The following is a 19419-nucleotide window of genomic DNA, read 5'->3' on the forward strand; positions in this document are numbered from 1 at the left end:
CACAAAGTCGATTGTTAAATTGAGTTTCCCCACAAACAGACTAAGCTTAGCCTCTCTCAGTTCCTGAACTCGTGGGGTGAGTGAGTGGCTAGTGGCTGGTGGCTGGTGGCTAGTAGTAGATGGGTGTGGGGTGTAGTGAGTGGAACTAGTGGAACTACTGGCTGGTGGCTGGTGGCTGAATTCTTTTCTAGCCACTAGTCACTAATCGCTGACAACTGATAACTGTCTTTAGGACGAGCGATCGCGCTCAGATTATCACGACGATAGAAATAGGAATACACGACATTCTCGTTTGAGTTCTAAGAGGCGCGACTGAGTATATTTCTAGCGTCATGGAAATTTCACAAATGACCAATGACGAATGACCAATGACAATTTGTAACATTGATGCAGACAACTACAAAACCTTCCATAACGAAAGCCTGGGCGAAAGCGATCGCCCAACCTGCAACAGAATTTTCTCCCACTCCCCTACCTGTCATAGCTGGGGGAATCCCTTCTAATTTACGCGGAACTCTCTATCGCAACGGTCCCGCCAGATTAGAACGGGGTGGAATGCGGATGGGGCATTGGTTTGATGGTGATGGGGCAATTCTCGCCGTTGATTTTAATTCTAATTCCCCCCTTTCTCAGGGGGGTGAGGGGCGTGCCATCGCCTCATACCGCTACGTGCAAACTGCTGGTTATCAAGAAGAAGCCGCCGCAAATCGCCTGGTGTATGGTAATTATGGGATGACAGCCCCAGGTGCGTTCTGGAATCGATGGTTGAAGCCAATAAAAAATGTGGCAAATACCTCTGTTTTACCTCTACCGGATAAACTCTTAGCATTGTGGGAAGGTGGTAAACCGCACGCTTTAGACTTGCAGACTTTGGAGACAAAAGGCGAGGACATTTTATCTGGATTAAGTCATGGTTTACCTTACTCTGCTCATTACAAGTGCGATCCGCACACGGGAGAAATTTTCAACTTTGGGATTAGCCCTGGAATTAACGCTAACTTGAATCTCTATAAAAGCGATCGCACGGGTAAAATTCTGCAAAAAGCTACATTTACCTTAGATGGCGTGCCGATCGTTCATGATTTCGTCCTAGCAGGACAGTATTTAGTCTTTTTCGTGCCTCCAGTTAGGGTAAATGCGTTACCCGTGCTGTTAGGCTTGAGTTGTTACAGCGATGCTTTAGAATGGCAGCCTCAACTCGGCACTCAGTTTCTCATATTCGATCGCGAAACCCTTACCCTTGTCAGTCGTGGCGAAACTGAACCTTGGTATCAATGGCATTTTGCTAACGGTTACGTCGATCCTAGCGGTACGATTATTGTGGATTTGGTGCGGTATGAAGACTTTCAGACCAATCAATACTTAAAGGAAGTGGCAACGGGAGAAACTCATACGCCTGCACCCAGTAGTTTATCGCGAGTTCATTTGAATCCAAACTTGGGTAAAGTGACGGCGATCGAGCAGATTTTAGATCGCAGTTGTGAATTTCCGATCGGATTACCTCATTTAATTGGGCAAGCTGCTTCTCCTACTTTTCTCTCCGTTCATCGTTCGGGGGTAAATAGCGGTGCAGAAATGTTTGATGCGATCGCTAAATTTGACTCGCAAACTCAATCTCTGACGGTTGCAGATTTTGGCGAAAATTGCTATCCAATGGAACCAATTTTTGCCCCCGATCCGCAAAATCCTGCTTCTGGTTGGATCGTTACGGTAGTCTATGACGGAAATCGCGATCGCAGTGAGGTCTGGATTTTCGATAGCGATCGCTTAGATGCACCACCTGTCTGTAAATTGGAATTACCTAGCGTCGTACCGATGGGATTTCATGGGGCGTGGCGACAAGCGTAAATTTTGTTGGATTTAATGTCACGCAGAGACGCAAAGGCGCAAAGATCTGAAATGGTATAACATCCAAAGTCTGAAATTCAACATCCAAAATTGGTATCATGGCTTATTTTTGGTTTAAAGCGTTTCATCTGGTTGGCATTGTTGTTTGGTTCGCTGGGTTATTTTACTTGGTGCGGCTATTTATCTATCATGTCGAGGCAGACGAACAGCCGGAACCCGCCCGTACTATTCTCAAGAATCAGTATCAATTGATGGAAAAGCGACTGTATAGCATTATTACCACTCCTGGGATGCTGGTGACAGTTGCAATGGCAATTGGATTACTGACGACGGAACCGGAAGTCCTGAAACAGGGATGGTTGCATGTCAAGTTAGCATTTGTCGTACTGCTATTGGGCTATCACCACTACTGCAAACGGCTGATGCGACAGTTAGAAAAAAATGAGTGTAAGTGGAGCAGTCAGCAATTACGGGCATTGAATGAAGCCCCAACTGTGATGTTAGTGGCGATCGTATTGCTAGCCGTATTTAAAAATAACTTACCTACAAATGCTACCGTCTGGGCAATTTTCGGCATGATTGTGGCAATGGCAGCAACAATTCAACTTTACGCCAAAAAGCGGAGGTTGGATAAGGAAAGGTTAATAGCACAAGTACCGCAAGAGTGATTGATGGTGGGCAATGCCCACCGACTTTCTAGCTTTGGGTAGATCTACGGTTACGCAGGTTTTGCCTCTACAGACAGAGTAAAATTGCGTACATAACTGCAAACATTACGGAGTCTCTTATAGAAGTCAGAGTTTATGTGTAGCAATGTTTCAACTTCTGTTGCCTCGAAAAGGCGATGAGCTATTCTAAAGAAAGTCTAAAGAAAACCTTAATTTTTTGTTTGTTATGTACGCAACCGAAACCCGCAACATGAATTCAACCATCCTACGGCAGCTATGGTCTGCGGTAGAACATACTCAAAGCAGCATTCTACTCAGACTGAGTGACTCAGAACTGGTTTCGCACTTGCTCGCAGAACTTGGCAACCAGCAACCTTTGGATCGAGAAGCGATCGCGAATGTGAGTACTTACTTGCGCGGGAAAACATCTTTGATTCGCGACCTCGCTCAATCGCGTTCGTTCTAATCAATAATTTCTACTGTTCGTACCGTTGCATTAGTCACTTTTTCAACCGAGAAGTACTGCCAGGTATAATTCACCACTTCGTTCGATTGACTCTGGCAAAGTAGTACAATCTTTTAAAAACATTTTTACAAATCAATACAAATTTTCAGATCGCGTTGCATCTAGTTGCATTTATCCGCGATTGCGTTTCTCAATGTTGCGGCTATGTTGCCTTCCTCTGCACTCTCAATCCTTTTCTACAGGGTGAGCCAACAGAGTTTGATGAATATTGTTCAATAACTCTTCCATAGAGATAGAGGAAGGCAGGACTTTAGTTGCGATCGCCCCCAATGCGTGTTCGATCGACTCCAAATCGGATGCTGCGTTTGCGTTACCCAAATTGTGCAGTTGTTCTGAAGGTAGCGATCGCCCCTCTGACTCTAAGTAAGCAGGAAATTGCTCTCTAACTTCATTTTGGGTAAATAATCGCTCCATAGCGATGATAGGTGGTAATTTCTGCTGCTCTAAAGTTGCGATCGCCGTGCAGGCTTTCTCGACTTGTTGCCTCTCTCCTAAACAAACGAGCATCAGATCGACGTTTTGTTGTTGAATTTGCTGCTGCACTTCCTCCCAAGTATGCGGCATCACGACTCGAAAACCAGCTGTTTGCAAATATTGAATTAAAGCTTGCAACCATTCCGCCCGCAGCGATCCGGCAGAAGCTTGAGTATTGTGGCTGTGTTCGTCAGACAAATCGTCCAAATTAGCAATATCTAAAACTAACACGCTATATTCCCAACTCACGCCTGCTGCCACGTGCAGAACAGATAGTAACACTTCAGCCGATGGCTCTGGCGGATTTGTCAAACAAGGAAATATATTGAGTTGCTCTATTTGACTCGCAACTTGGGCGATCGCGGCATCTAGCGTCACGATGGGTAAATTTGCCAAGCTAGGATATTCGGTCAACTGTTGTAAGAAATCGAGGGGTTCGCAGATCGCTCGCTCCAGTAAAATGACATTTGGTCGCCAAATCCGCGCTAGCAATGATGCTTGCTCTAAGTCATCGGCTTCGAGAACGCGACAGTGATTTAGAGATGATTCTAAATGGTTGACATCGCCTCTGGCTAAAAGTTCGGTGTTGGGAGTCACTAATCGTAGAATCGTCAGCTGTTTGTACTTTTGAACGCGCTGCGATAATTCGACCTGAGAGTAGGTCACTGGCGCGCCGCACAAACGAGTCATCACCTGCTGCAAGACTTGCTGCTGTACGGGTAAGCTGATAAATTCGTCCGCCCGGTGGGAAAGAGCTTGATTTTTCTCGGCTCTTGTGGTGTTGACGACGATTGGAATTTGACTCGTAGCTGGATCGGATTTGAGCAAAGTCAGTACATCCCAGCCAGAGAGTAAAGGTAGTAAGGGATTGATAAATATAATTCCTGGCTGCAAACGACGGGCTTTTTCTAACGCCTCAGTTCCAGAACGAGCGATCGCCACCCAATATCCCAAACTCGTCAGTTGTTCTGCCAAGTCTTCAATAAATCGGGGTGCAGCCTCCACAACCAGCACCAAATGGCGATCGGGGGGTGGAGAACCCAAAGATCCCAGAGAAAAGTTACTTTCTCCACGTCCAGAAGTCCGGCTCTGAACTCCTAGTGCGTTGCTGCCAGTGGAATTATTGGCGGGAGATTGCCGTTGTATGTTTGCGGACATTCTTCCTACTTGCTCTCCAACTTCCTCCCCTACTTCCCCCGTTCCCCCTGCTCTCTTCTTGGGCGGCGTAGGTGCTAGCAATAGGGTAAATTGGCTGCCTTTACCTTCTTGAGACAAAAAACTGACATCACCACCATGCAGCCGAGCTAAGGCTCTGGTTAAAACCAAACCCAGACCCGTACCTTCAAATTGTCGCGTCAACGGCGTTTCCAGCTGTTGAAATTTCTGAAAAATTAAGTGTTGTTGGTGTTCGGGAATGCCAATTCCTGTATCCCAAACTGTAAAGGCAATCCACCCTGCCCAATAGCTGACTCGCAAACCGATCTCCCCGCCGGATGCCGTAAATTTGAAGGCATTTGCCAATAAGTGAACTAGCATCTGGCGCAGGCGCAATTCGTCTGCCACAATGATATCTAACTCGGGTTCGATCGCTAAGGTAAAGCGGTGTTCGAGATGGCTGTCTGTCCCTGCCTCCACCACAGCAGTTTTGTTGTTTTTCGGGCTAAAGGCAAGCCGAGCTTGCTCGACCGCGCGTTCGCATACTTTACGAATGTGGACTGGTTCGAGGGTTAATTCTAACTGTCCTGTCTCCATGCGGGTCAAATCTAAAATGTCATTGACCACGCTCATTAAATGTCGTCCATTTTCGTGAATTAGCCGCGCGTAGCGTGCTTGACGCTCGTTGAGCTGTCCTAGTGCCTGATCTTTTAGTAAGGTAGATAACCCCAGCATTGCTGTTAGGGGTGTCCGCAACTCGTGACTGATACAAGCAAGAAATTCATCTTTCAAGCGATTGAGTTGAATCAAATCGGCATTTTTGGCGGCTAGTTCCGATGCCATCTGTCGCTGTTCTGTCACATCTGTAGCCATCAACAACCAAATTCGCTCGGATTGCTGTTGGCGGCTGACGACTGACATTTGTAAAGGAATTTTGAGAAATTGCCACACTCGGTCTTGTCCCTGTTGTCCGGGACAAATACAGATACACGTCCCTTCTTGCTCTCCCTGCTGGCAGTAGCGTATAATGTTAGGTTCTGCCGCATCGGGTGTGGATAGTAAAGATACTTGCTCCTGTAGTGCAGTGAGACTGAAGTGATGAGTTGTTGCCTGCCAATCGCTTAACTTGGCGCGATCGACTTCTCGACTAGCCTCAGTAGCTTCTGCTGTTGTCGATTCCAAGTCAATTACCGATTGCTGAGTTCCCGCCACATTCAAAATTGCTTCGACTTCTTGCCGAATTGCTTCGGGATTGCCCATGTTACCAAATTGCCGATTCCAGGCAGGATTCTGGGCGATCGCTTCGCCCAGGCTTGTTTGTAACATCAATGGTAAGGGTAATCTTTCTAGCAGTTGGACGATCGGATCGAGTTGCTCTGGCTCGATGCCGCGCTCGATGGTTGCTTTGAGTAAAGTGGTTTTTGCTAAACGATCGCGCTTTTTGGTTCTCGCGGCTGCGGCTAAAACTTTCCAGAGCTTTGTTTGCTCCAATAGCCCTAAAAACTTTCCCTCAGCATCGACGATCGCAAAAGTCTGCTTGATGTCGCTGGGTTCGAGACGGGAATCTATATACGATTGGAATTGTTCTAGGCTAAACTCATTTGGTAGCTTTTCTATAGGTTCTAGTATGCGAGCGGTTGCTTTGGATAAGGATTGCTTGGCATTCTTGCTATTGCTTGTTGCTGCCAACCAGTGGGGGAAAAATTGCCGCAGATGCAGCACTCCCAGGGGAGATCGTTGCCGATCCAACACAATCAGGCGATCGCTTTGCTCCTGGCTGAAGATTTCCCATGCCATAGCCAAAGTAGCTGTCTGTAAACAGCTAGGGACAGTCTCGATAAAGTCACCTAAGTTGTACTTGGACTTTGACATGAGCTAACAGAGTAGTGAGTGGGGAGAAAGCAAAAATGCGGTACTCGATCCACGAATTGAACGCTTGGCGCTGCCATCTTTGGCTCTAGTGTTTTGCTGGATAGATAATTGAATCTAAAACTGCCAAGCAATAGAGACTTTCGATTACAGTTATAGCTCCTTTAGCAATAGAGCTACGCATATACCAGTTATAGTCTCTCAAACTGAAGTTGTGGAAGGAAAGGCGCACGAGAAAACGCTATAATGTTTTAATTTAGTTTAATTAACTTCATAAAAGTAATGGAACTGACACCTTTCTTGAACTCTGGAGATATGAATGCTGACTTAGTAGCGAGCAATCGAAATATATCCACTGGATCGATCTAGAATCTTTTTTACTCTATTCTGTCTGCTGTCGCCCATAAACAAACAAATAATTTTATTTTTTGTCGTCTCGATTGTTTGATGAACTCATTATGACTAGTAATGCACTGACCGAGCGCGCGGCTTCAACCTCAATTTCTTTTTGATGGCGATCGCTCGATCCCCTCCTAGATCGCAAAGCAGTTAAATTGAACTACCTGCTTTTTTTTAGTCGAATTGCAAATCTAAAAATAGTATTAAACAACCATATAATGCTATGTAACATGACTGCCCTGATATTAGCTATTTCCCTCAGAGTAATTGCTAGTTAACTGCATGGATGAACATCACATCGGAAAACGCCAAAGCTTATCACAGCAGATGACACTGAATCGAGATCGGGAGTTTATACAGCAACTAAAAGCTGATTATTGTCAAATCTTATTGCGTTATTTTAATAACGATAATACAGTAAAACAACAGATCGAGCGATTTATTAATGTAGCTTTTGATGCTAAAGTTCCCGTGCCTCAGATTATTGAAATTCATATGGAATTAATTGACGAATTTTCCAAGCAGTTGAAGCTAGAAGGGCGAAATGACGAAGTGTTGTTAGACTATCGCTTGACTCTCATTGATATTTTGGCTCACCTGTGCGAAATTTATCGCACCTCCATATCCTGAGCAAGCGATGTATCAATTAAACTTTGATAGCATAATAAGTGGTCAGATTTCATTCCAAACAACCTCTGCGTCTTTATCTATGAACGCGCCTAAAAAAACTTATGTTCTAAAGCTGTATGTAGCTGGGAATACTCCTAACTCCATTCGGGCATTAAGAACGCTCAGAAACATCCTAGAACAAGAATTTAAAGGAGTCTATGCCCTGAAAGTAATTGATGTGCTGAAAAGCCCTCAACTTGCAGAGGAAGATAAAATTTTAGCTACGCCAACGCTCTCGAAAATCTTGCCGCCGCCTGTACGGAAAATTATCGGAGATCTTTCCGACCGAGAAAAAGTTTTAATTGGCTTGGATTTACTCTATGAAGAACTCGTTGAGGCAGAGGCACTTGAGGAGTGATTTTATAACTTCAATATGGGATAATCTTTCAGTAAAATTGGATTGTTATAAAAAATAAACTAATTTTAATTTGGTTTTAATTTGGTTTAATAACCCTTTGATTCTAAAGCGATGAGCGAAATCACTTCCAGCGGTAAGCAAAATAAGAATAGCCCAAATGGGACAGGCGTGCAAAAGATTCGCACCATGATTGAGGGGTTTGACGATATCAGTCATGGCGGTTTGCCACTAGGGAGAACCACTCTGTTTAGCGGGACTTCGGGAACTGGGAAAACTTTATTTTCCGTGCAATTTTTGTACAATGGGATACTTTTTTTTGACGAGCCAGGTGTATTCGTCACTTTTGAAGAATCTCCCAGCGATATTATTAAAAACGCCTACAGTTTTGGCTGGAACTTACCAAAACTCATCGAGGAAGGCAAGCTGTTTATTTTAGACGCTTCGCCCGATCCGGAAGGACAAGAGGTGATTGGAAACTTCGACTTATCGGCGTTGATCGAGCGGTTGCAATACGCTATCCATAAATATAAGGCAAGAAGGGTAGCGATCGACTCGATCACGGCTGTCTTTCAACAGTATGAAGCGGCTTCCGTCGTCCGGCGAGAAATTTTTCGCTTGGTTGCCAGACTCAAGCAGATTGGCGTAACCACGATAATTACAACCGAACGCACCGAGGAGTATGGCGCGATCGCCTCTTTTGGTGTAGAAGAGTTTGTCGCTGACAACGTGGCGATCGTGCGTAACGTTCTAGAAGGGGAACGCCGTCGTCGCACGATGGAGATTTTAAAGCTGCGTGGCACGACGCATATGAAAGGAGAATATCCGTTCACAATTACCAACGATGGAGTGAATATCTTTCCCTTGGGTGCAATGCGCTTAACGCAGCGTTCTTCTAACGTGCGCGTCTCCTCCGGCGTGAAGACGTTGGATGAAATGTGCGGCGGTGGTTTCTTTAAAGATTCGATTATTTTGGCAACGGGGGCTACTGGTACAGGTAAGACGTTACTCGTCAGTAAGTTTCTCGAAAATGGCTGTCGCGGCGGCGAACGAGCAATTTTATTTGCCTACGAAGAATCTCGCGCTCAATTGTCACGCAATGCTTATTCTTGGGGAATTGACTTTGAAGACTTAGAGAAAAAAGGACTGTTAAAGATTATCTGTGCTTATCCTGAATCGGCAGGATTGGAAGACCATTTACAGATTATTAAATCAGAAATTGCTGAATTTAAACCAGCTAGAGTGGCGATCGATTCGCTTTCAGCTTTAGCAAGAGGAGTCAGTAACAATGCTTTTCGACAATTCGTCATTGGCGTAACTGGTTTTGCTAAACAAGAAGAGATCACGGGTTTTTTCACCAATACTACCGATCAATTCATGGGAGCGCATTCAATTACAGAATCCCATATTTCGACAATTACAGACACGATTTTATTACTGCAATATGTAGAAATTCGCGGGCAAATGTCGCGGGCAATTAACGTGTTTAAAATGCGCGGTTCCTGGCACGATAATGGGATTCGCGAGTATACAATTAGTGCTGACGGTCCTGAAATTACCGATTCCTTTAGTAATTACGAGGGAATCATCAGCGGCTCTCCCAGTCGCGTTAGTAGAGATGAAAAAGCAGAGTTATCGCGAATTGTCAAGGGATTTCAAGGTGGCGAGTAGTAGTTGATTACGATCTTTAACCGAACCAATGCGAAGGTTCTACACCACATTGATATGGCTCGGGAATGTGACAGCTGACCCAATCTGCTTTATCCTGTAAGACACAGCAAATCCCTTGATGAATTAAATTTTCAATCTGGATGCGATACTCCGCGCGATCGCCAGGAAGCCTATAGGTTAGAAAAGTTAAATCGCGATCGTCTACTGCACTAAAAGCACAAGGAATCCGACTGAGGACGTAAGCAATTAACTCTTGCCGCAAATCGGGATTAGCAAAAGCTTGACAGTGAGGATAGTAAGGATAATTATCTAAAACCGCCTCAACTTCTGCTATTAGTGCTTGATGGGTTAAATTAACTAATGTTTTCGACATATTTCATTCCCCCCAATTCCCCAGCAAAAGTGTATTTTAATAAAATCTATTTCTTTGGATAGATGTAAAGCGATCGCTCAATTGTGTAAGTAGATTTAGAATGGCGAGTAGAATTATATAAACTCCGTTCCTAAACTCGTTACTAAGTCTGAAAAACCTCTTGCAGCAAATCGATCTACCTCTCACTTACAATTATTTCAATGCCAAGATTTTCTAGCACGAATCTATACAAAACTCAGTAAAATATTTACTCAACTTAATATACAAGTGAGTGAAAAAGAGGAAAATTTGAGAAATAATTGACAGAAATTAAGGTTTGAGATTTGTACATTTTTCTTGAGTTTAAGCATATTTTTAACTCAAGATTCGCGATCCCCGCTCGGAAATGACATTAAATAATATCTATGTCGAATCGATATTATTCTAGAGCGATCGCCTGTAAAAAGTTAGATCCAGGGAGCGATCGCCCCTCCATTTGACGATTAATCTCTGTCGCTGCTGCTATACCGGAATGCATTGCACCTTCGACAAAATTTCCGCCACACCAATCACCGCAACAAACTAAAGGTAAGTTAGTTTCAGTAGATAAACAAGATTGCCCTAAAGGACGACTGGGAAAAGCGTAGCGCCAACGATGAACTTGTAACCATTCCGGTTTAGCTAACCAGGGAAGCAAACATTCAGAGGCTTTTGCTAATAACTCGTAACCAGCAGCTTGTAAATCGGAAGTTTCTAAATAACGCCGAGCAAAATCCGCACTACTTTGCACGACAAAAACTTCAAAATTACCAGTTTTTTCGACTCGTTTGCTACTATCCCAACCAACCCAGGCAAGAACGGGATTGTCAACAAAACTCACTGCTTGCCAATCCGGTTGTGATTCCAATTGAGATGAATATCCAGCCATGACACTCAAACACGGATTAAATTCTACAGAACGCAGCTGCTGACAAACTGTAGAAAGCTCGGTTAATGGCTCCAATATTGCTAAAGCTTGCGGTGCGGGAATCGCCAAAACAACAGCTTTAGCTATGACTTCTGACGGTTGGTTAGCAGTAGCTTCAGAAGAAGCAGATTCTAGAGATAGCTGCCAATAAGAATTATGAAAAGCGATCGCCTCTACCCTTTGAGAACGCCAAACTGCCAAACCTTGTCCTAAAAACTTGGCGATCGCATTCATTCCCGCCGGTGCAACGTAACGGAATTCGGAATTTGTAGGGGCGCACAGCTGTGCGCCCTTACGGAATTCGGAATTCTCTGTCCAGACTTGAAGAATATGGCGATCGCATAACAATTGCACAAATTGCTGCATTAACTCGCCTTTTGGCTTTAAGTAACAAGTCCCGTGATCGGCAAGAGTATCATGCAAGCGGCGCGTGGCGATTCTGCCTCCCAAACCCCGCGATTTTTCCAAAATTAGCACGTTATACCCAGCTTGGTGCAACTGCTGAGCGCAAGCCAAACCAGCTATTCCAGCTCCAATTACAGCAATGTCATACATAAGAATAGGGAATAGGGAATATGGAATAGGAAGTAGGGAGCAGTTATCAGTGACCAGTGACCAGTTATCAGCGATCGGTTATCAGTGACTAGTGAAGAAAGGGTGTGGAGACTTTAAATTTCTTCCTCCCTCAGCTTCCTCAGCTCCCTGGGCTTCCTCAGCTCTCTTCCCCCCGACTCCTGACTCCTGACTCCTAATTTTTGACTTTTGACTTTTGACTTTTGACTTACTCCTTATCCTTCACTTTAGAAGTAAAATAGCGATCGTGAGTGACTGTTGCTGGACTTGCGGGAGGACGGGATTTTGGATGAACTGAGAGCGGCATTAGAACTAGCTACGGAAGAAGAATTACAGCATTTAACCCAACTGTTATTTCGCCGTAAGTTTAATCCCCTAGATTACGTTCACACTCCCGAACCGATTGATGTTCAAAGCTTAGATAGGGAAGCGTGGTTAGATACGCTAGAAGAACGATTCCGCTATTTAGCTGCCGATGGAATGACTGTGTTGCGTGGAGACACGAACAAATTTACTTACAGACAAGCTCTGATTCAAGTTTGTCGCTATCTCAAAATTTCTTACTCCACGGCGCTGAGTACCACCGATTTAGAGGTAGAAGTCTTTTTAAATCTCTTAGGACGGACGTGGAAGCGTCTACCTGCCTCAGAAAAGCAACAACTGACAGCACGGGTACAGCGATCGCTAGCAGCGTCTTCCCCATCACAACCGCTACCGATATCCATACAAAAAGACCCGATGTCTTTGCTGGTCAAAGGTGGGAGTGCGATCGCCGTTAGCTCGATTATCCAACCAATACTGCTCAAACAGATCGCCCAGCAATTTGCTTTGCATTTTGCCAGCTATCAAATGGCTAAAGAAGCGATCGTTCAAGGTGGTGCAGTTGCAGCAGCTCAGTTTCAAAATTACGTCACGCTGAAAACAGCCCAGCAAGGTATGGCTGTAAGTGCAGCTAGGTATGGAGCAGTCAGGGGAGCATTTACCTTTCTAGGACCGATTATGTGGTCGTGGTTTCTCGCCGATTTAGGTTGGAGGGCAATCTCAACCAATTACGGTCGCGTTATTCCAGCAATCTTTGCTCTAGCGCAAATTCGCCTTACCCGTGCTGAATGTTGGGAAATGGCATAAATTGGTCATTGATGAGTGGCTGGTGGCTAGTGGTTAGTGGTTAGATTCTATCTCTAGTCACCAGCCATTAGTCACTAGTCACTCTCTACTGGTAACTGATGAGTATCAAAGACCAACGCCTACACAATGCTTGGAACAGCATCCAATTAGGGCTGCTACTGTTTCCGTTACTACCTTTGGTAGGAGCGATCGCTTTGCTCTGGGCGCAATTTGTTATTTGGCGACGACAGTACCGCACGATTTTCCGCAGGCGGCTCAACTGGGTACTAATAATCTTGAGTGGATGGTTGGTGGTAATGAGTCTATTCGCTTATTATCGCCGGGACGCTTGGTTAGGATTATTTAATTTCGTGCCATTTTTTAGCTTATTTGTAACTTTTAGCGTCTTGTTACAAACACCAGCTCAACTCAGACGATTAGCACAAATCTTAGTATTCACATCCGTACCAATAACGATCGCGGGCTTTGGTCAACTATATTGGGGCTGGGCAACTCCGAAAGCGTGGCACGATATTTTAGTGACACTGGGTTGCGCGATCGTCCCTCAAGGTAATCCGCCTGGTCGAATGACTTCTATTTTTATGTATACCAACGTCCTTGGTGCATATCTCGCGATCGCCTTTATTCTCTCGGTGGGATTGTGGATTGAAAGCTTTTTGGAAAAGTCAAAAGTTAAAAGTCAAAAGTCAAAACTATTTTATCCCTCACCCCTCACTCCTCGCTCCTCACCCCTTACCACTCAAATCTTACTGGGTGCAATTGTACTGGGTAATTTGGCAGCTTTGATTTTGACGAATTCTCGCAATGCTTGGGCGATCGCCGCGATCGCGGCGATCGCTTTTGCGGTGTATCAGGGTTGGCATTGGTTGCTGGTGGGAGTGAGTGCGATCGCATCGGCTATTTTTGGCGCAGCTTTTTCACCTCCACCCCTGCAACAATGGCTGCGGCTTATCGTTCCCACTTACTTTTGGCAGAGGTTAACAGACCAACTCTACGTTCGTCCAGAAGCAACGTTGAGAACGACACAGTGGCGGTTTGCCTGGAATTTGACTCTACAACGCCCTTGGACGGGTTGGGGGTTGCGGAATTTTCAGCCTCTCTACATGGCACAAACCCAAACTTGGATGGGTCATCCACACAATCTGTTTCTGATGCTGACAGCGGAAATCGGTCTTCCAGCAACCATCGTTTTTTGTGCTTGGATCGGCTGGATTCTGTTTCAATCGATTCAATTCTTAGCTAAGAGATCTCCCAACTCCTGTACGGGTGGGTTCGATCGAAAAATGATTTTTCCTTTGACAGATATCCCGAATAAACCCGCCCCTACCGACTCCCGATTCCCGCATCACAGCGATCGCCTCATTGTTTTCACTTATCTAGTGGCTGTTTGTGCTTGTCTGCTTTTTAACACCACAGATGTCACTATATTTGATGCTCGTCTCAACACTCTATTCTGGATTTTGTTGGCAGCGATCGCTGGAGTAACACAGTGCCATCAAGAGCGGATTCTACCTTAAGATTGAAAATATTTACCTTAATTTACACCTTACCGTCTCGAAAATATAAAATTAGTATAATAAAATACAATTCTCGTGCAAGTAGAGCCATAGTATCTATCAATGTCCATCCATGGATATAGCTGCTGTAAAGCATATATCTGCACGAAATAATTTCTCCACTTATGACAACACAATTTAATCGGCGGAAGTTTTTACTGTATGGTTCCGCTACTTTGGGAACCAGTATTCTATTAAAAGCTTGTGCAAATTCGCCTACGACTGAATCGAGTCCTAATGGAACTGCATCGCCATCAGCTGCTAATGTCAGCACGGCTGCTGCTAGTGGAGATGGAATCAAGGTGGGTATTTTACACTCCCTTAGCGGTACGATGGCGATTAGCGAAAAGAGTGTCGTAGACGCAGAAATGCTGGCAATTGAAGAGATCAATGCTGCTGGTGGCGTGTTAGGAAAGAAAATTCTCCCAATTACCGAAGATGGTGCTTCCAACTGGGATACTTTTAGAGAAAAAGCTAACAAGTTAATCGACGAAGATAATGTCGTTGCAGTATTTGGCTGTTGGACTTCTGCTAGCCGCAAGAACGTCCTAGAAGTATTTGAATCTAAAGACCATATGCTCTGGTATCCAGTGCAGTACGAAGGACAAGAGTGTTCTAAAAATATTTTCTACACTGGTGCAGCCCCTAACCAACAAATCGAACCATCAGTAGATTGGTTGCTGCAAAATAAAGGGAAAGAGTTCTTTTTAGTTGGTTCCGATTACGTTTTTCCCCGGACTGCTAACACCGTCATCAAAGCGCAATTAGCAGCAAAAGGTGGTAAGGTTGTTGGTGAAGACTATCTCCCACTTGGTAACACAGAAGTTACACCAATTATTACCAAAATTCGGCAAGCTTTACCTAATGGTGGCATCATCTATAACACGTTGAATGGAGATAGCAACGTAGCTTTCTTCAAGCAATTACAAGGCGCTGGAATGAATCCAGATAAGTATCCTTCCATGTCTGTCAGTATTGCGGAAGAGGAAGTCAGAGCAATAGGTCCAGATTATCTGAAAGGTCACTACGCTGCTTGGAATTATTTCCAAACAGTTGAGTCAGCTGCTAATAAAAAGTTTGTCGAAGCCTTCAAGAAAAAATATGGCGAAGATAGAGTTACAAATGACCCTATGGAAGCTGCATATATCGCGGTTTACTTGTGGAAACAAGCAGTAGAAAAAGCTGGTACGGCTGACGATTTAGCTAAAGTCAGAACTGCTGCTTACGGACAAACTCTCGATGCACCAGAAGGTAAAATTACTCTAAATAAGAATCATCATATCTCTAAAGTTGTCCGAATTGGTGAAGTGAGAGACGATGGTTTGTTTGAAATCGTTTACTCTACTGATAAAGCAGTTGCACCGCTTCCCTGGAATCAATTTGTTAAAGAAACTAAGGGATATAGCTGCGATTGGTCAGATCCTAATAAAGGCGGAAAATACAAGTCAGCTTAAACAGTTGACAGTTATCAGTTATCAGTTGTCAAATGCAGTATGAATCAGCGGGAGAAATTTTGTTTTTCATAAACAATTGCGATCGCTATTTCATTGTTTAATAGTAGAGACGTTACATGTAACGTCTCTACACCGATTGCTAATAACTGACTGCTGTACGGGCGGGTTTTGACTCTCGATCTACTGTTTGAATTGTCAATCTATCTGCTAAACCCGCCCCTACGATAACTGATAACTGAATAGGGGGAAGCGTGTTAATTGGATTATTTGACGGTTTATTTAACGGTATTAGTATCGGTTCCGTGCTTTTAATTTCAGCACTAGGGCTAGCGATCGTATTTGGACTTATGGGTGTAATCAACTTGGCACATGGCGAGTTGATGATGCTAGGAGCATACACGACTTTTGTAGTCCAAGCAGGCTTTAAAAAATTGGGCGAACCTTGGTTCGATTTTTATATTTTTTTCGCTCTCATATTTGCTTTTTTAGTCGCTGCTGGGGTGGGAGTCATTTTAGAAAGAGGAGTCATTCGCTATCTTTATGGCAGACCATTAGAAACCTTACTAGCAACTTGGGGTGTAAGTTTAATCTTGCAACAGTTCGTTCGTAGCGTGAACTGGGTACTGGCAATTGGAATAGTTGTATTTTGTCTGTTATTTTTTGGCAGTTTGTGGATCGTCCAGCGTCGTTCGGACTTCGATCGCATTCGTAATTGGTTTGTACTAGTGATGCTGCCTTTATCTTTAGGTATTGCGATCGCAGTTGGCAATATTTTGAGTCAAACTTACAAACTCGCAGTGAATCAGCCTTGGTTTGGGGCGCAAAACGTGGATGTTTCAGCACCGAGATGGCTGCGTGGCGGTTTACCTGTAGGTGGGTTTCAATTACCGTATGCCAGATTATTTATCATTGCGCTGACAATTATTTGCGTCATTGGAGTTTATCAATTCTTGCAACGCACTGCTTGGGGATTACGAATTCGTGCTGTAACGCAAAATCGTAGCATGAGTTCTTGCTTGGGCATTCCGACTCAAAAAGTTGATGCCCTTACATTTGCAATTGGTTCGGGACTAGCTGGAGTTGCTGGATGTGCGATTAGCTATCTCGGTTCTGTGGGACCAAATACAGGACAGAACTACATTGTCGATACATTTATGGTGGTGGTTGTCGGTGGTGTTGGTAAATTGGTCGGCACAATTGTAGCCGCATTAGCAATTGGTACGGTAAATTACCTAGTTGGTTCTGGCACTCTAGCAATCCTCACAGCACCCATCCCGCCTTTATCTGAGTTCTTTACCTTTTTTGCCACTACGAGTATGGCGAAAGTTATGGTATTTGCTTTAATTATTGCCTTTCTACAAGTGCGCCCAGGGGGGATTTTCCCACAGAAAGGAAGGACTGTGGATGCTTAGTAAAGTCAAAAGTTAAAAGTCAAAAGTCAAAAGCTAGTAACTACAAACGATCGATGGCTAATGACCAATGACCAATCAAGAAGGAATTAAAAATGACAGCAGACGCAGCAATAGGGAGACGAGGATTAAAGCGAGGTAAGAAGCGATCGCTCTTAATTGAAGCAGGTATAATAGGCGCGATCGCACTCTTATTAATTTTTATTATTCCAACTTTAATTTCCCCATTTCGCCTCAATTTGTTAGGACGATTTTTATCCCTGGCAATTGTCGCTTTGGGCATAGATTTGATCTGGGGTTACACCGGGTTACTCAGTTTAGGTCACGGGATCTTCTTTGGTTTGGGTGGATACGCGATTGGTATGCACTTGAAACTCCAAGTCCCTCAAGGGGAACTTCCCGATTTTATGGGACTTTACGGCGTGACCGAACTACCTTGGTTTTGGCATCCATTTCAAGCTTTTCCCTTTGCTTCGGCTGCTGTGGTGCTGATTCCTGGGATCTTGGCTGCCTTGTTGGGCTATTTGGTCTTTCGCAATCGCATTCGTGGCGTTTATTTTTCGATCTTGACTCAAGCAGCAACCATCGTTTTTTTCAACTTTTTTAACGGGCAGCAAAAACTATTTAACGGTACGAATGGACTCGTTAACTTCAAAACTCTTTTGGGTACAGCCGTAGGGTCGCGACCGTCGCAATTTACTTTTTACGTTCTGACGGTGCTGCTACTCATTGCTACCTATGCCTTGTGTCGCTGGTTAACTAGCGGACGCTTCGGACGGCTGCTGGTAGCGATTCGGGATGATGAGAGTCGAGTGCGGTTTTCCGGTTACGACCCGACAGAATTTAAAGTGCTAGTTTTTGCAATTTCAGGGGCGATCGCGGGGTTGGCAGGGGCAATGTATACTCTCCAAAGCGGCTCCGTATCTCCAAGAGCGATGGATGTTGCCTTCTCAATTGAAATGGTTATTTGGGTAGCAATTGGCGGACGTGGCAGCTTAGTAGGCGCAGTTGTAGGAGCATTGCTCGTCAACTATGCCAGAAGTTTTTTCAGCGAACAATTTGCCGAGATCTGGCTATTTTTCCAAGGGGCGCTATTTTTAATCGTTGTGACCGTGCTACCCGATGGTATTGTCGGTTGGTTGCGTAGTTCTGACTTGTTGCAGCTCGGTCATCGTCGGCAGCTATCAACTTATCCTGAAATTGAAGTCAACCCAGAAGTGCAAAGCGAACGGCAGGAGATAGAGACGAGGAGTGAGGAGTGAGGAGTGAGGGGACAAGGGAGAGGGGGGAGACAAGGGAGAGGGGGGAGACAAGGGAGAGAAGAGAGCTGAGGGAGCTGAGGGAGAAAAAACACTACACCCACCACGCACCACGCCTGAGCGCACCACGCACCACCCAATTGCCAACTACCACTGATAACTGATAACTGATAACTGATAACTGATAACTGATAACTGAAACAGGGGGTATAAAGTGGGCGAAAAAATTTTAGAAATAGAAGATGTTACGGTCAGTTTTGATGGATTTAAGGCACTGAAAAACCTTAATTTTAGTTTAGACAAAGGTGAATTAAGAGTTATTATTGGTCCTAATGGAGCAGGAAAGACAACATTTTTGGACGTGATTACAGGGAAGACAAAACCAACTCAAGGACGGGTATTGTTCAAAGGAAAAAACTTGCGATCGCTCAAAGAACATCAAATTGCCCGCATGGGGATCGGTCGCAAGTTTCAAACGCCTAGAATATATCTCAACTTAACTCCACGAGAAAATTTAGAAATCACTTGCAATCAACAAAAAAAGCTGTGGTCAACTTTATTTGGTAAACCTAAGAGTGCGGAACGCCAAACCGTATCTGGGTTATTAGAAACAATTGGACTCACTGCAAATGCAGATCTACCTGCGTCAAAACTATCTCACGGAGAAAAACAGCGTCTGGAAATTGGAATGCTTGTAGCGCAATCGCCAGATTTATTATTAGTTGACGAACCTGTTGCAGGGTTAACCGATGAAGAAACCGAAAATGTCGGGAATTTACTCTTAGCTTTGGCTCAAAGTCATTCCATTATGGTGATCGAGCATGATATGGAATTCGTGCGTCAGATTGCGCGTAAGGTAACAGTGTTGCATCAAGGTTCGGTACTGTGTGAAGGTAACATTGACGAAGTACAAAACGATCCTCGCGTGATTGAAGTGTATTTGGGACAGGAAGTAGAACACAAGCAGGGAGCAGGGAGCAGGGAGTAGAGAGTAGGGAAAAGAGAGCTGCTCTTGAGCTGGGGGAGCAACTACCAACTACCAATTACCAATTACCAATTACCAATTACCAATTACCAAAAATAAAAT

At 44.4% G+C, this 19419-nt stretch carries 16 protein-coding genes; 13 read left to right on the forward strand and 3 right to left on the reverse strand.

Translation table 11 applies throughout. The annotated features are described in order from the left end of the window. Window positions 1-387 precede the first annotated feature (387 nt). From CHRO_RS17180 to CHRO_RS17190, 3 genes are all read left to right on the forward strand, one after another. On the forward strand, window positions 388-1848 hold the full coding sequence (locus CHRO_RS17180) for a carotenoid oxygenase family protein (protein ID WP_015155508.1): 1461 nt from the start codon (window positions 388-390) through the stop codon (window positions 1846-1848). Between the two features lie 98 nt (window positions 1849-1946). Then, window positions 1947-2516 (forward strand): protoporphyrinogen oxidase HemJ, encoded by a 570-nt coding sequence (hemJ, locus tag CHRO_RS17185; protein WP_015155509.1) that lies wholly within the window; start codon window positions 1947-1949, stop codon window positions 2514-2516. 226 nt (window positions 2517-2742) lie between these two features. Continuing rightward, a complete protein-coding gene (locus tag CHRO_RS17190; protein WP_015155510.1) occupies window positions 2743-2982 on the forward strand; it encodes a hypothetical protein in 240 nt (79 codons plus the stop codon). A 225-nt stretch (window positions 2983-3207) separates the two neighbouring features. Here CHRO_RS17190 and CHRO_RS17195 read toward each other — a convergent pair whose 3' ends face one another. After that, the gene (locus tag CHRO_RS17195; protein ID WP_015155511.1) at window positions 3208-6543 is read right to left on the reverse strand and encodes an ATP-binding response regulator; all 3336 of its coding nucleotides are present in this window, start codon (window positions 6541-6543) and stop codon (window positions 3208-3210) included. 678 nt (window positions 6544-7221) lie between these two features. Between CHRO_RS17195 and CHRO_RS17200 the strand changes: the two genes are divergently transcribed. The 3 genes from CHRO_RS17200 to kaiC all read left to right on the forward strand — a co-directional run bounded on the left by CHRO_RS17200 (window position 7222) and on the right by kaiC (window position 9634). After that, complete coding sequence (locus tag CHRO_RS17200; RefSeq protein ID WP_071925444.1) at window positions 7222-7569, forward strand: circadian clock protein KaiA; 348 nt, start codon at window positions 7222-7224, stop codon at window positions 7567-7569. Between the two features lie 79 nt (window positions 7570-7648). Next, complete coding sequence (gene kaiB, locus CHRO_RS17205; protein ID WP_041463238.1) at window positions 7649-7966, forward strand: circadian clock protein KaiB; 318 nt, start codon at window positions 7649-7651, stop codon at window positions 7964-7966. A 111-nt stretch (window positions 7967-8077) separates the two neighbouring features. Next, on the forward strand, window positions 8078-9634 hold the full coding sequence (kaiC, locus tag CHRO_RS17210; RefSeq protein ID WP_015155513.1) for a circadian clock protein KaiC: 1557 nt from the start codon (window positions 8078-8080) through the stop codon (window positions 9632-9634). Window positions 9635-9650: 16 nt separating this feature from the next. Here kaiC and CHRO_RS17215 read toward each other — a convergent pair whose 3' ends face one another. Together CHRO_RS17215 and CHRO_RS17220 are read right to left on the reverse strand one after the other, a co-directional pair. Beyond that, complete coding sequence (locus tag CHRO_RS17215) at window positions 9651-10007, reverse strand: hypothetical protein (protein WP_015155514.1); 357 nt, start codon at window positions 10005-10007, stop codon at window positions 9651-9653. Between the two features lie 418 nt (window positions 10008-10425). Then, window positions 10426-11508 carry an NAD(P)/FAD-dependent oxidoreductase gene (locus CHRO_RS17220; RefSeq protein ID WP_015155515.1) on the reverse strand — a complete coding sequence of 361 codons (1083 nt, stop codon included), beginning with the start codon at window positions 11506-11508 and terminating at the stop codon, window positions 10426-10428. A 303-nt stretch (window positions 11509-11811) separates the two neighbouring features. On the opposite strand from CHRO_RS17220, the gene CHRO_RS17225 reads away from it, so the two are divergent. From CHRO_RS17225 to urtD, 7 genes are all read left to right on the forward strand, one after another. Beyond that, window positions 11812-12654, forward strand: coding sequence for a YaaW family protein (locus tag CHRO_RS17225; RefSeq protein WP_015155516.1), 843 nt, complete (start codon window positions 11812-11814; stop codon window positions 12652-12654). 98 nt (window positions 12655-12752) lie between these two features. Next, on the forward strand, window positions 12753-14171 hold the full coding sequence (locus CHRO_RS17230) for an O-antigen ligase family protein (RefSeq protein WP_015155517.1): 1419 nt from the start codon (window positions 12753-12755) through the stop codon (window positions 14169-14171). A gap of 164 nt (window positions 14172-14335) precedes the next feature. Further along, window positions 14336-15664, forward strand: a complete 1329-nt coding sequence (gene urtA, locus CHRO_RS17235) for an urea ABC transporter substrate-binding protein (protein ID WP_015155518.1) — start codon at window positions 14336-14338, stop codon at window positions 15662-15664. A 251-nt stretch (window positions 15665-15915) separates the two neighbouring features. Further along, a complete protein-coding gene (urtB, locus tag CHRO_RS17240) occupies window positions 15916-17076 on the forward strand; it encodes an urea ABC transporter permease subunit UrtB (protein WP_015155519.1) in 1161 nt (386 codons plus the stop codon). Window positions 17077-17168: 92 nt separating this feature from the next. Continuing rightward, window positions 17169-18335 carry an urea ABC transporter permease subunit UrtC gene (urtC, locus tag CHRO_RS17245; protein WP_015155520.1) on the forward strand — a complete coding sequence of 389 codons (1167 nt, stop codon included), beginning with the start codon at window positions 17169-17171 and terminating at the stop codon, window positions 18333-18335. Next, entirely contained in the window at window positions 18332-18496 is a 165-nt protein-coding gene (locus CHRO_RS32415; protein WP_181824187.1) for a hypothetical protein, read from the forward strand. Before urtC ends, CHRO_RS32415 begins: the two co-directional genes overlap by 4 nt. 50 nt (window positions 18497-18546) lie before the next feature. Further along, complete coding sequence (gene urtD / locus CHRO_RS17250) at window positions 18547-19320, forward strand: urea ABC transporter ATP-binding protein UrtD (RefSeq protein ID WP_015155521.1); 774 nt, start codon at window positions 18547-18549, stop codon at window positions 19318-19320. Window positions 19321-19419: the final 99 nt, after the last annotated feature.

Source organism: Chroococcidiopsis thermalis PCC 7203 (assembly GCF_000317125.1).
Classification (GTDB): Bacteria; Cyanobacteriota; Cyanobacteriia; order Cyanobacteriales; family Chroococcidiopsidaceae; genus Chroococcidiopsis; species Chroococcidiopsis thermalis.

What these genes read in the sequence shown, in the direction of transcription:
- CHRO_RS17195 (WP_015155511.1), bottom strand. Translation starts at nt 6,543, where the DNA reads ATGTCAAAGTCCAAGTACAACTTAGGTGACTTTATCGAGACTGTCCCT.
- CHRO_RS17220 (WP_015155515.1), bottom strand. Translation starts at nt 11,508, where the DNA reads ATGTATGACATTGCTGTAATTGGAGCTGGAATAGCTGGTTTGGCTTGC.
- CHRO_RS17190 (WP_015155510.1), top strand. Translation starts at nt 2,743, where the DNA reads ATGTACGCAACCGAAACCCGCAACATGAATTCAACCATCCTACGGCAG.
- hemJ (WP_015155509.1), top strand. Translation starts at nt 1,947, where the DNA reads ATGGCTTATTTTTGGTTTAAAGCGTTTCATCTGGTTGGCATTGTTGTT.
- CHRO_RS17230 (WP_015155517.1), top strand. Translation starts at nt 12,753, where the DNA reads ATGAGTATCAAAGACCAACGCCTACACAATGCTTGGAACAGCATCCAA.
- urtA (WP_015155518.1), top strand. Translation starts at nt 14,336, where the DNA reads ATGACAACACAATTTAATCGGCGGAAGTTTTTACTGTATGGTTCCGCT.
- kaiB (WP_041463238.1), top strand. Translation starts at nt 7,649, where the DNA reads ATGAACGCGCCTAAAAAAACTTATGTTCTAAAGCTGTATGTAGCTGGG.
- urtC (WP_015155520.1), top strand. Translation starts at nt 17,169, where the DNA reads ATGACAGCAGACGCAGCAATAGGGAGACGAGGATTAAAGCGAGGTAAG.
- kaiC (WP_015155513.1), top strand. Translation starts at nt 8,078, where the DNA reads ATGAGCGAAATCACTTCCAGCGGTAAGCAAAATAAGAATAGCCCAAAT.
- CHRO_RS17180 (WP_015155508.1), top strand. Translation starts at nt 388, where the DNA reads ATGCAGACAACTACAAAACCTTCCATAACGAAAGCCTGGGCGAAAGCG.
- CHRO_RS17200 (WP_071925444.1), top strand. Translation starts at nt 7,222, where the DNA reads ATGGATGAACATCACATCGGAAAACGCCAAAGCTTATCACAGCAGATG.
- CHRO_RS17215 (WP_015155514.1), bottom strand. Translation starts at nt 10,007, where the DNA reads ATGTCGAAAACATTAGTTAATTTAACCCATCAAGCACTAATAGCAGAA.